Consider the following 12,099-nt stretch of genomic DNA (forward strand, 5'->3'; position numbering starts at 1 on the left):
GACGACGGAAGCATCGCCACCGGCGGGAACGGCGAGAGCAGCGGCCATGGCGGCCTCTCCCGGCGGCGGCTGCTGGGCGGCGTGGGCGCGACCGGTGCCGCCGGCCTGGTACTGGGGGCGGCCGGTGGTGCGACCGGCTATGCCGCCACCCGGCCCGACGCGCCGACCGCCCTGACCGCGGTCGGATCCACACAGGTGATGTTTCACGGGAAACACCAACCAGGGATCACCACTCCGCTTCAGGCATGCGGCCATCTCCTCGCCTTCGACCTGGCGCCCGGTGCGGGCCGCAAGGAAGCAGCCGCCCTGATGCACCGCTGGTCGGACGTGGCTCGACGCCTCATGGCCGGTGAACCAGCGGACGGTGGTGCGGCGGACGGCACGACCCACGACACCGGTATCTCCCTGGACGCCGGACCGTCGTCGCTGACCATCACCTTCGGTTTCGGGCGCACCTTCTTCGACCGCACCGGCCTGGTCGACCGCCGCCCGCCGGGGCTCGACCCGCTGCCGCCGTTCTCCAACGACCGCATCGACCTCAAGCAGTCCGACGGCGACCTCTGGGTGCAGATCGGGGCCGACGACGCGCTCGTCGCCTTCCACGCACTGCGCGCCGTGCAGAAGGAGGCCGCCGGATCCACCCGGCTCCGCTGGCAGATGAACGGCTTCAACCGCACTCCGGGTGCCACCGCACGGCCGATGACCGCCCGCAACCTGATGGGCCAGATCGACGGCACCGGCAATCCCAAGCCCGCCGACGACGACTTCGACCAGCGCGTCTTCGTCCCGGCGACGGGGACGGACGCCCGGCACGACTGGCTGGCAGGCGGTTCGTACGCGGTCGTGCGCCGGATCAGGATGCTGCTCGACGACTGGGAGAAGCTCTCGGTGGAACGGCAGGAACGGGTCATAGGGCGGCGCAAGACGGACGGCTCCCCGCTCAGCGGCGGCTCCGAGACCACGCCCATGAACCTCGACAAGGCCGGTCCGGACGGCAGGCTCCTGATTCCGGACAACGCGCACTCCCGGATTTCCTCCCCGCAGAAGAACAGTGGCGCGGCCATGCTGAGGCGCCCGTTCTCCTACCACGACGGCATCGCGTCGGACGGGACTCCGGACGCCGGACTGCTGTTCATCTGCTGGCAGGCGGATCCGCTGCGCGGGTTCGTGCCGGTGCAGCGCAAGCTGGACCGGGGAGACGCCCTGTCGCCCTTCATCCGGCACGAGGCCAGCGGCCTGTTCGCGGTACCGGGCGGGGCGGCGGAGGGCGAGTACGTGGGGCAGCGGCTTCTGGATTCCTGAAACCCCGGCTGGATTCCTGAAACCCCGGCTGGATTCCTGAAACCCCGGCTGGATTCCCGAAACCCCGGCTGGATTCCCGAAACCCCGGCTGGATTCCCGAAACCCCGGCTGGATTCCCGAAACCTCGGCGCGAAGCCGCCGGAAGCCCTCGGACCGACCTCACGAGGGCTTGTGGCCGCCCCCGCGGGAGCTCGTGGCCGACGCCGCGTCGAGCGTGCGGGTCCGGGGCGGTGCGACGGGGCGGACGTCGCCGGGAGGGGCACTAGGGTGACGGTATGTCCGCCACGCGCTACGCCTATCTCGGCCCCGAAGGCACCTTCACCGAGGTCGCCCTCCGTACGCTCCCGGAAGCCGCCACCCGCGAACTCGTACCGATGGTCTCCGTCCCGGCGGCCCTGGACGCGGTGCGCAGCGGATCCGCCGCCGCGGCGCTCGTGCCGATCGAGAACTCGGTCGAGGGCGGCATCACCACGACGCTCGACGAGCTGGCCACCGGCGAGCCACTGATGATCTACCGCGAGGTGCTGCTCTCCATCAGCTTCGCGCTGCTGGTGCGGCCCGGGACCCAGCTGTCCGACATCAAGTCGGTCACCGCGCATCCGGCCGCGCAGCCGCAGGTGCGCAACTGGATGGCCGCCCATCTCCCGGACGCCGTGTGGGAATCCGCTGCGTCCAACGCGGACGGCGCCCGGCTGGTGCAGGAGGGGCGGTACGACGCCGCCTTCGCCGGTGAGTTCGCGGCGGCGACGTACGGCTTGGAGCCGCTGGTCACCGAGATCCACGACGCGGAGAACGCGCAGACCCGCTTCGTCCTGGTGGGCCGCCCGGCCCGGCCCGCCGCGCCGACGGGTGCGGACAAGACGTCGGTGGTCATCTGGCTGGGCGAGGACCAGCCCGGTGCGTTGCTCGAACTGCTCCAGGAGTTCGCGGTACGCGGAGTGAACCTGATGCTGATCCAGTCGCGGCCGACGGGCGCGGGCATCGGCAACTACTGCTTCGCGGTGGATGCCGAGGGTCACATCGCGGACCGGCGGGTCGGCGAGGCGTTGATGGGCCTGAAGCGGATCTGTCCGAACGTACGGTTTCTCGGGTCGTATCCGCGGGCCGGGGTGGAGCCGAAGGACGTACGGCCGCTGCGGCCCGGCACATCGGACGCGGAGTTCACCGAAGCCGCCGACTGGCTGGCCCGGAACCTGGACGGCCGGGTCTGACACCGCTCCACGACAGCCCCGGAACGGGGCGGGACCCGGACCACAAGAGTGGGGCCGGGGCCGAGAGCGAAGCCAGGAGCAGGGCCAGGCCGGAAAACAGGGCCAGGCCGGGAGCCGGTGCCAGGCCGATATCACCAGCCGATTTTCGACTCCCCCGCCACCCAGGAGTTATCCACAGGGACGGTTCTCGACCTGGGGACAAGTCGACATCGAAATGCGACACGATCGACATATCGCCCCGATCGACTCGGATGCATCCACAGCCACCCGACCCGGCCAGGTCGCCCACCACCGCCCCGATTCCGGTGATCAGCCCTGCAAAACAAGGAATCCCCACCCGAACGGGCGCCCTCGGCAGGTTTGAGAGAAGATTCTGCGCGCCACGGCATCACTTTCGGAGCACACCCCTCCGCCATCCACAGACTTTCCCCACAGCCTGTGGATAACTCGCACAGAGGTCGACACCTGTGGACAAGGAGACCTCAACTCCCGCCCTTCACGGGGCAGATGCGTCAACGAGGCCACCACTCTCCGCCCCCTTTGGGGGAGTAAACTCATTTCGTTGACCGGCCGGATCCGACACCGAACACAATCGGGCCCGACGCCGAATGCACAATACCCCCGCCATTTATCAATTCTCACAATTCGGGCAAAATGACACGCTCGGCAATATCGGTTCGAGCTGTGGAAGCGCGCACCGGTAGCCTGGAGGGGTGATTGACCTTCGCCTGCTCCGTGAGGACCCCGACCGTGTTCGCGCCTCCCAGCGCGCCCGTGGAGAGGACGTCGACCTCGTCGACGCCCTTCTCTCCGCCGACGAGCGGCGCAGGTCGTCCGGCGTCCGCTTCGACGAACTCCGTTCCGAGCAGAAGTCGCTCGGCAAGCTCATCCCCAAGGCGAAGCCCGAGGAGCGCGCCGAGCTGCTCAAGCGTGCCGAACAGCTGAAGGCCGACGTCAAGGCGGCCGACGCGGCACAGGACGAGGCGGACGCCGAGGCCAGGAGCCTGATGCTCAAGCTCGGCAACATCGTTCACGAGGACGTGCCGGTCGGCGGCGAGGAGGACTTCGTCGTCCTGGAGACCCACGGCACGATCCGTGACTTCGGGGCCGAGGGCTTCGAGCCCAGGGACCACCTGGAACTCGGCGAGATGCTGGGCGCCATCGACATGGAGCGCGGCGCCAAGGTCTCGGGATCGCGCTTCTACTACCTGACGGGCATCGGCGCGCTGCTGGAGCTCGCCCTCGTCAACGCGGCGATCGCGCAGGCCACCGAGGCCGGCTTCGTCCCGATGCTGACGCCCGCGCTGGTCCGCCCGCGCGCCATGGAGGGCACCGGCTTCCTCGGCCAGGCCGCGGAGAACGTGTACCACCTGGAGAAGGACGACTTCTACCTGGTCGGCACCTCCGAGGTCCCGCTCGCCGCCTACCACATGGACGAGATCATCGAGGCCGACAAGCTGCCGCTGCGGTACGCGGGCTTCTCGCCGTGCTACCGCCGCGAGGCCGGCACGTACGGCAAGGACACCCGGGGCATCTTCCGCGTCCACCAGTTCGACAAGGTGGAGATGTTCTCGTACGTCGACCCCGCGGACGCCGAGGCCGAGCACCGCAGGCTCCTCGACTGGGAGAAGCAGTGGCTCACCGCCCTTGAGCTGCCGTTCCAGGTGATCGATGTCGCCACCGGCGATCTGGGCGCCTCGGCCGCCCGCAAGTTCGACTGCGAGGCGTGGATCCCGACCCAGGGCAAGTACCGCGAGCTGACGTCCGCGTCGAACTGCAACAGCTTCCAGGCGCGCCGTCTGTCCGTCCGGATGCGCGACACCCGCGACGGCAAGAAGGTCCTCCAGCCGCTGGCCACGCTGAACGGCACGCTCTGCGCCGTGCCGCGCACGATCGTGGCGCTCCTGGAGAACCACCAGCTGGCCGACGGTTCGGTACGGGTCCCCGAGGTCCTCCGGCCGTACCTGGGTGGGCGCGAGGTGCTGGATCCGGTCGCCAAGTGACCTTTCCGTACAAACTCGTCGCGACCGACCTCGACGGCACGCTGCTGCGCAATGACGAGACGGTCTCCGAACGCACCCGTGCGGCGCTGACCGGGGCCGCCGCGGCCGGTGCCGCACACATCATCGTCACCGGCCGCGGTGTGCCGTGGACCCGGCACATCCTGGACGACCTCGGCTACGAGGGCCTCGCGGTCTGTGGCCAGGGAGCGCAGGTCTACCACGCGGGCGAGCACAGGCTGCTGACCTCGCTGACACTGGACCGGCAGCTCGCCGGGCTCGCGCTGTCCAAGGTCGAGGCCGAGGTCGGCCCGCTGGCGCTGGCGGCGAGCCGCGACGGACTCGACGGCGAGGTGGTGATCGGCCCCGGCTACCGCGTCCAGGACGGGCCGCTGCCGTCCATCGTGGCGCAGGACCCGGCCGAGCTGTGGGCCGCCCCGCTGAACAAGGTCTACATCCAGCACCCGGAGCTGGACGACAACGCTCTGACGAAGGCCGCGCGAGCGGCCGTCGGCAATCTGGTGGACGTGGTCATGGCCGGTCCGGGCACGGTGGAGATCCTCCCGCTGGGGCTGAGCAAGGCGACCGGGCTCTCGCTCGCCGCACGCCGCCTGGGCGTGAAGGCCGCGGAGACGCTGGCCTTCGGCGACATGCCGAACGACATCCCGCTGTTCGCCTGGGCACGGCACGGTGTGGCCATGGCCAACGCGCACGAGGACCTGAAGGCCGTGGCCCAGGAGATCACGGCGTCCAACGAGGACGACGGCATCGCCGTGGTTCTGGAGCGCCTGCTCTAGGCCGAGTCCTCGAACAGGCGGTGTTCGGCCCCGGGCGCCGGCCCGGGGCCGCTCGCCGTACGGGGCCGGGCACGGGTGAGCCGGTCGTACGTGTATCGCCCGCGTCCGGTCGTACACCGCCGCTCCCGTGCGAGGACGGTACGCGTACAGAAGCCGGACACGAACCGGCACGGCCCCGGGCCCGGGCCCCGGGCCCCGGGCCCCGGGCAGCGGGCAGCGGGCAGCGGGCAGCGGGCAGCGGGCAGCATCTGCCGCAGCCGTATCGGTGTCCACACCGCGGGCAAGCTCGGCGGAGGATGCGCGGATCGAACGCGCGCGGGGTTTCACGGCCCCGACGACGGCTTAGCAAGCCGCTGCCTTACCACTCGGCCAATCCTCCGGGAGGGCGGCCGCGCGCGAAGGCGCGAAGAAGCCGCCCCGGGCGTCCTGCCCCGATCGGCGCGGCGGAGTCGTCGGTGACTACTCCGGCGCCGTCTCGGGGCCGCCCTGATGGGAACTCGACGGACTCGGACTGTCGGTCATCGTCGCGCTCCTCTCCCGGTCTGTGGCGTACACGCGGGCGTACGGCTGTCGTTGGGCGCGTGCACTGTGCCGGGGCTCGGGCCCGCAGGGCCCGGTCCAGCACGTGTCGCACCAACTACTTTGCCCAGGAAGGCCCTTGGGCGCCACTCGATTTCGGGCAACGCCGAAGGGCCGTGAACGGCCCGCAGGTCAGCGCTGCCTGCCCCTGCGATTCAACTCCTGCAGACGGCGGGCGAGATCGTCCATCCTGCCGTCGATCCGCACGACATCCTCGGACAGATGCCCCAGCCGCACGCTCATGGCGCCGACGACCCGATGGGTGAGGTCCAGTCTCCGGTCGAGGCTGTCGAGCCGATGCGACATCCGGTCGAGGACGGGCCCGAGTTCCTGGAGCGCGCTGCCCACTCCGGCGAGGCAGCTCTCGACCCGGGTGACGCGGCGTTCGAGCGAGGCGTAGCCCGCCTGGAGGTCCTGCTCGGCGTCGAGCAGATACGTACGAACGCATCGGGCGATGTCGCTGTCGCGAAGAAGCATCGCCACGTTGAGCACGGTCCTTCGGGTGTAGAGGGTGAGCCGAGCAGGAGCCTGTGGATAACTTCCACTTCGCTCACCGTCCCATAGGGACAACATGTCCCTATGGAATTCCCGCAGCTCAGAGCCACGAAGCAGTCTGAGCCCGTTTTCTTCGACCTCGGCCCGATGCCGCTGGGTGACCTTCTTGACGGCCTCTGTGGATACTTCGAAGTAGCGAGCCACGTCCTCTGTGCGAAGGTGAATTCCGTCCGGGAGCATGACAAGGGCCTTGACCTTGTCGAGGACATCGACGCGTCCCACCTGTTCGACGCGCAGCGCACGCGATTCGAGCAGGGCGACTTCTGCGGGCATGGGCATGCCTTCCGATCGTGGAACCAGTGATGGACAGCCCTGTCCCGGGCCTGAGGGCGGAGGACGCTCACAGTTGCCACTCACTCGACGACCGACCCGGCGAGCACTCCCCCACCGGCATCGGCAATACCCGATTCACGAACGCTACGACGCCACGGATCCCAGTTGCCTCCACGCGCCCCGCATAACGAACCGATAACCGTACAGTTACGGGCACTTGTGTCCGAAACGCGTCAACCCCCGCCCGACGGGCGAGGGTCGACAAGGGCGGCAGGGGGTCGGGGCACCGGGAGAGGGAAGCCGGGCGGAAAGGCGCCCGGCTCAGGCCGCGTTCACGGGCTCCCGGGCACTCACCAGAGTCGGGCGCACCGGACACCCTCTCCTCACGCCCTCAACGGCCTCACACCCTCACGGCGCAGCCTGCGTGCCGTGACCCGACCGACATGCATCGGGCGGCTCCACGCACCACCGCCCTGACTGACCGGGCGGCTCCACCCGCCGCGGCCCCCCGCTCACCGGGCAGCCTCGACCCTTCGTGGGCCCACGCGCTCCTCCCCGACCGGGCTCACTCCTCCCCGGCCAGCTTCAGTGTGCGCAGCTTCTGACCGGCGTACCAGGTCGCCGCCACCGTGACCGCGACCAGCAGGGCGGTCGCGACCGGCAGCCCGACGTCGGAAGTGATCGCACCGTCGCCGCCGACCTTCTCGGCCACCGCGAGGGACCACTGCTGCACACTGAGCGTGCGCGCCCCCGGCACCAACGAGCCGAACAGGGCCTCCCAAACCAGCGCGTAGACGAGGCCGAAGACCACCGCGTGCCGGCTGACCGTGCCCAGCAGCAGGAACAGCGAGCTGTACGCGATCGAGGCGACCAGCGCCGCGATGGTGTACGCCACCGCGATCTGCTGGCCGTTGCCATTGAGGATCAGGCCGGCGATCAGTGTGGGCAGCGCGGAGAAGACCATGGTGACGGCGATGGACACGATCAGCTTGGTGGAGATGATCGTCGGTCGCTTCACCGGCTTGGCCAGCAGGTAGACGATCGATCCGTCGTCGATCTCGGGACCGATGGCCCCGGTTCCGGCGATCACGCCGATCAGCGGCACCATCGTGGCGATGGCGAAGCCTCCCAGCACGTCCGACGCGATCTGGTCGTCGGCTCCGGCGAACATCCGTACCGCCACGGCGATGGCCACCAGCAGCACCGGCAGGACGAAGAGGATGGCGGCCCGGCGTCGGCCGAGCAGGGCCCGGTAGGTGAGCCGGGCGACTGTGGGGTCGTACATGACGATTCACAGCTCCTTTCAGGCCACTACTCAGGCCGCTACGAGATAGGAGAAGACCGATTCGAGGGACTCGTCGGACGGCGAGACGGTCAGGAGACGGATTCCGTGCTCGCGTGCCACCTTCGGCAGCAGTTCGGTGAAGCGCCCGAAGTCGACCGCCTGGATGCGCAGGGCCCGCTCGCCCAGGTCCACCTCGATACCGGCCGTCGACGGGTCGGCGATGAGCGCGGCGGCGAGGGCGCGGTCGTCGCTGGAGCGGACGAGGTAGCGGTGGGGGCGGTCCGTCATCAGCCTGCGGATCTTCCGGAAGTCACCGGATGCCGCGTGCCGTCCCGCCACGATCACCTCGATGTGCGAGGCGAGTTGCTCGACCTCTTCGAGGATGTGGGAGGAGAAGAGCACGGTACGTCCCTCGGCCCCCATCAACCGCAGCAGCTCCATCAGCTGCATCCGCTGACGCGGGTCCATCCCGTTGAACGGTTCGTCGAGGAGCAGCACCGACGGCTCGTGGACCAGGGCGGACGCCATCTTCACGCGTTGGCGCATGCCCTTGCTGTATGTGGAGATCTTCCGGTCCTGCGCGTACTCCATCTCGACCGTGGCCAAAGCCCGACGTGCCTCCGCGTCGCCGAGGCCCTGGAGTTCCGCGTTGGCGACGACGAACTCGCGGCCGGTCAGGAAGTCGTACATCGCCTCCCGCTCCGGGACGATGCCGATCTCCTTGTACACCGCCTCGTTCCGCCAGATCGCCCGTCCGTCGAGCGTGACGGTGCCCGTCGACGGGGCGAGGAAGCCGGCCATCATGTTGATCAGCGTGGACTTGCCCGCGCCATTGGGCCCGAGCAGCCCGGTGACGCCCGGTCCCACCGTCATGCTCACGTCGTTGACGGCGACCACGTTGCCGAACCAGCGCGAGGTGTGGTCGATCTCGATGGTGGTCACAGCCCGACCCTCCGGTAGCGGCGCATCAGTACGGCGTACGAGCCGGCGACGAGCGCGAGAACAGCGAACAGATAGACCGCGCCGACACCGACCCCGGGGACCGCCCCGCCGGGGAAGGGTGAACTGGCGCCGAGGAACGCGGCCTGCACGCCCCCGATCAGCGTGATCGGGGAGAACAGCCCCAGCCACTCGACGGCGCCCTCGGAACCCGTCTGCCAGGCGATGGCCTGCACCGTGGAGACCGCGCCGTAGGAGATGGTCAGCACGGCGATCACCGCGGCGACACCGAAGCCGCGGCGCGGCGTCAGTGCCGCCATCACCAGCCCCAGTCCGGCGAAGAGCACGGAGAGCAGCGTCACCGACAGCATCCCTTGTCCGAATCCCTTGGTCTGCTCGACGAAGTCGAACTTCCCCAGCAGCGCGCCCGCGTAGAGGATCACGAGTGGCGCCCCGGTGAGGATGAGCAGCGCGGACGCCATGGCAGCCAGTTTGGCGACGACGTAGTCGACGCGCTCGATCGGTCGGGAGAAGTACAGCGGAACACTTCTGAAACGCAGATCCCTGGAAACCGACTGCGGCGCCTGGGCGGCTACGAACAGGCCGATGACGGCCTGCATGTAGATCGCGAAGGACGTGTACTTGATCTGCAGGGCCGTGCTGCCCGGAATGGAGATGGAGACGGCGACGATGATCGCCGCGACCACGCACATCACGCCGAGGAGAAGCATCGGCAGCACCTTGGACTTGGCGGAACGTCCCAGTCCGAAGGCGCCCCGCAGGGACTGCGAGTACAGCGAGCGGCGCGCATAGCCGCGGCCGAGCCGGGGACCGTCGTAGGAGCGGTACCCGATGTTGTGGATACGGGAGGTGTCGCTCCCGCTCACGGCTCCGGTCTGTGTGCTCGTCACGGCCGATCCCCCTCTGCTGCAAGGCCCTTCCGGTCCGCGGCCGTGGCGGGCCCGGTCGCGGGCTCGGCGGGCGCCGGCATGGCCGCCGTATCTCCTGCGGCGGCGCCGGTCCGGGGCTCCTCCTCGGTGCGGAAGACCTCGGCGATGTGGTGGCGCCGCTGTTCCATCCGTACAAGGCCGAGCCCGAGCGCGGCGACGCTGTCGCGCACGATGTCGTACGTCTCCTCGCCGGTGGCCTCGACCAGCAGGATGTGGCCCGCGCCGGGCAGCCCCTGTCCGTCCAGACCGTCCTGGCCCACGAGACCGACGCCGGCCCGGACGAGGGCCCGGCTCAGTGCGGCCGTGCCGTCGGGATGGGTGTCGCTGTCGGTGACCTCGACCGCGAGGGTCGTGGTGGTCTGGGTGAAGTCGCTGGTGGAGCTGGACCGCAGCAGGGAGCCGCCGTCGATGACGACGACGTGGTCACAGGTGCGTTCCAGCTCGCCCAGGAGGTGCGAGGTGACCAGGACCGAGATGCCGAAATCGGTGTGGACGCGGCGGATCAGCCCGAGCATCTCGTCGCGGCCGACCGGGTCCAGACCGTTGGTCGGCTCGTCGAGCAGAACCAGCCGCGGGTCGTGCACGAGTGCCTGGGCCAGCTTCACTCGCTGCTTCATGCCCGTCGAGTATCCGCCGATGGGGCGGTAGCGCTCCTCGTACAGGCCGACGTGGCGCAGGGTGTCCGCCGTGCGCTCACGCGCTGCGGTGGGCGGCAGACCGGACATCCGCGCCATGTGGACGACGAACTCGGTGGCCGAGACGTCCGGCGGCAGGCAGTCGTGCTCGGGCATGTACCCGACCCGCTCCCGGATGGCGGCGCCGTCGGTGGCGACATCGAGACCGAGCACCGTGGCCCGGCCCTCGGTGGCGGGGGACAGACCCAGCAGGATCTTGATCAATGTGGATTTACCGGCTCCGTTGGAACCCACCAGGCCGGTCACACCGGGTCCGATGTCCAGGGAGAGCCGGTCGAGCGCGGTCACCCGTGGGAACCGCTTGCTCAGGCTTTCGGTCGCGATGACAGTCACGGCTCCGACGGTAGTGGCGCGGGCCACACCGCACATCAGCCCTGGGGTTGGACAGCGCCTCAGACTCCAGGTGTACGGGCCCGTAGGGGGACCACCACCCGGAGGGGGATCCGGGGCCGTGACGGGTGCCCGCGGTTTTCCACAGGTCTCCGCACACCCCTTGACGCAGCCGCGGGACATTGTCACATTCATCAGTGTCACGTTACGGACACGTACCGCACACAGCAGGGAACGGACGGTGGCATGGCTTCGGCAGTGAAGGACGAACGAGCCCCGGAGCTGCGGGGGTTCGCGGAGGTGCAGCGTCTCGCGTACGCCTGCGCCGAGGCGGTCGCCGGACGGCTCGTGCCGGGGGTGACCGAGCGCGAGGCGGCCAGGATGCAGCGCGACTGGCTGCGCGAGCGCGGGGTCCGGGACTGGTTCCACCTCCCGTTCGCCTGGTTCGGGGACCGGACGGCGTTCGCCGGTTTCAAGGTGCCCCTGCAGTTCTTCCCGACCGACCGGCGGCTGGAGCCGGGGATGCCGTTCATCCTCGACATGGCCCCGGTGTACAAGGGGTTCACGGCGGACATCGGGTATTCCGGCTGTCTCGGGCCCAACCCCCTGCACGACAAGCTCCTCGCCGATCTGGAGGCGCACCGCGAGCTGATCCTGCGCGAGGTGCGGGAGCGGCGTCCGCTGCGCGAGATCTACGAGGACGTCGACCGGCTGATGGTCAAGCAGGGGTACGCCAACCGGCATCGCGCGTATCCGTTCGGCGTCATCGCCCACAAGATCGCCCGCGTTCCCGAACGCCGTTGGTCCCCACATGTGTTCGGCTTCGGCACCCAGTCCCTCAAGGGGCTGCTGAGCGACGCGCTGCACGGCCACCGGGAGGGCTGGTCGCCGCTGTGGAGCCCGTACCGCTTCTCCGACCACCCGCCGCGGCCGGGGCTGTGGGCGGTCGAACCCCACCTCGGATTCCGGGGTACGGGCGCCAAGTTCGAGGAGATCCTGGTGGTCACCGACTCCAAGGACCCCGAACGGAGTGCCTTCTGGCTGGATGACGATCTGCCGCATGTGCGGCGCTGGGCCGAGGAGAGGGTGGCTTCCCAATGCTGATGTCAAGCCGCGAGGGTTACTGGTGGTGCGACTTGGTAGCACCGTCGGTCACGGATGAGTGCGCAGATGACGTTGACGC

Annotated in this window: 10 protein-coding genes and 1 tRNA gene; 5 read left to right on the forward strand and 6 right to left on the reverse strand. The window is 69.4% G+C overall.

The window, feature by feature from the left end:
• Positions 1 to 12 precede the first annotated feature (12 nt).
• The 4 genes from efeB to AB0E67_RS19075 all read left to right on the forward strand — a co-directional run bounded on the left by efeB (position 13) and on the right by AB0E67_RS19075 (position 5,310).
• Entirely contained in the window at positions 13 to 1,302 is a 1,290-nt protein-coding gene (gene efeB / locus AB0E67_RS19060; protein WP_362027971.1) for an iron uptake transporter deferrochelatase/peroxidase subunit, read from the forward strand.
• Between the two features lie 275 nt (positions 1,303 to 1,577).
• Positions 1,578 to 2,513 carry a prephenate dehydratase gene (gene pheA / locus AB0E67_RS19065; protein ID WP_351517145.1) on the forward strand — a complete coding sequence of 312 codons (936 nt, stop codon included), beginning with the start codon at positions 1,578 to 1,580 and terminating at the stop codon, positions 2,511 to 2,513.
• Positions 2,514 to 3,226: 713 nt separating this feature from the next.
• On the forward strand, positions 3,227 to 4,516 hold the full coding sequence (serS, locus tag AB0E67_RS19070; protein WP_362027925.1) for a serine--tRNA ligase: 1,290 nt from the start codon (positions 3,227 to 3,229) through the stop codon (positions 4,514 to 4,516).
• On the forward strand, positions 4,513 to 5,310 hold the full coding sequence (locus AB0E67_RS19075) for an HAD family hydrolase (protein ID WP_362027928.1): 798 nt from the start codon (positions 4,513 to 4,515) through the stop codon (positions 5,308 to 5,310). Before serS ends, AB0E67_RS19075 begins: the two co-directional genes overlap by 4 nt.
• Before the next feature lie 290 nt (positions 5,311 to 5,600).
• On the opposite strand, the gene AB0E67_RS19080 is transcribed toward AB0E67_RS19075, so the two are convergent.
• From AB0E67_RS19080 to AB0E67_RS19105, 6 genes are all read right to left on the reverse strand, one after another.
• Positions 5,601 to 5,689, reverse strand: a tRNA-Ser gene (locus tag AB0E67_RS19080).
• Positions 5,690 to 6,021: 332 nt separating this feature from the next.
• The gene (locus AB0E67_RS19085) at positions 6,022 to 6,717 is read right to left on the reverse strand and encodes a hypothetical protein (RefSeq protein WP_362027974.1); all 696 of its coding nucleotides are present in this window, start codon (positions 6,715 to 6,717) and stop codon (positions 6,022 to 6,024) included.
• A 565-nt stretch (positions 6,718 to 7,282) separates the two neighbouring features.
• Positions 7,283 to 8,002 carry an ABC transporter permease subunit gene (locus AB0E67_RS19090; RefSeq protein ID WP_362027931.1) on the reverse strand — a complete coding sequence of 240 codons (720 nt, stop codon included), beginning with the start codon at positions 8,000 to 8,002 and terminating at the stop codon, positions 7,283 to 7,285.
• A 30-nt stretch (positions 8,003 to 8,032) separates the two neighbouring features.
• Positions 8,033 to 8,944 carry an ABC transporter ATP-binding protein gene (locus tag AB0E67_RS19095; protein ID WP_073786455.1) on the reverse strand — a complete coding sequence of 304 codons (912 nt, stop codon included), beginning with the start codon at positions 8,942 to 8,944 and terminating at the stop codon, positions 8,033 to 8,035.
• Complete coding sequence (locus AB0E67_RS19100) at positions 8,941 to 9,852, reverse strand: ABC transporter permease (protein WP_362027934.1); 912 nt, start codon at positions 9,850 to 9,852, stop codon at positions 8,941 to 8,943. Before AB0E67_RS19100 ends, AB0E67_RS19095 begins: the two co-directional genes overlap by 4 nt.
• Positions 9,849 to 10,874: an ABC transporter ATP-binding protein gene (locus AB0E67_RS19105; RefSeq protein WP_362027976.1), complete on the reverse strand. Its 1,026-nt coding sequence runs from the start codon at positions 10,872 to 10,874 to the stop codon at positions 9,849 to 9,851. The genes AB0E67_RS19100 and AB0E67_RS19105 overlap by 4 nt, the downstream gene beginning before the upstream one ends.
• Before the next feature lie 288 nt (positions 10,875 to 11,162).
• Here AB0E67_RS19105 and AB0E67_RS19110 point away from each other — a divergent pair, with 288 nt between their 5' ends.
• Positions 11,163 to 12,020, forward strand: a complete 858-nt coding sequence (locus AB0E67_RS19110) for a M24 family metallopeptidase (protein WP_362027937.1) — start codon at positions 11,163 to 11,165, stop codon at positions 12,018 to 12,020.
• Positions 12,021 to 12,099 lie beyond the last annotated feature (79 nt).

Origin of the sequence: Streptomyces sp. NPDC032161, assembly GCF_040636995.1 — a bacterium.
GTDB lineage: Bacteria > Actinomycetota > Actinomycetes > Streptomycetales > Streptomycetaceae > Streptomyces.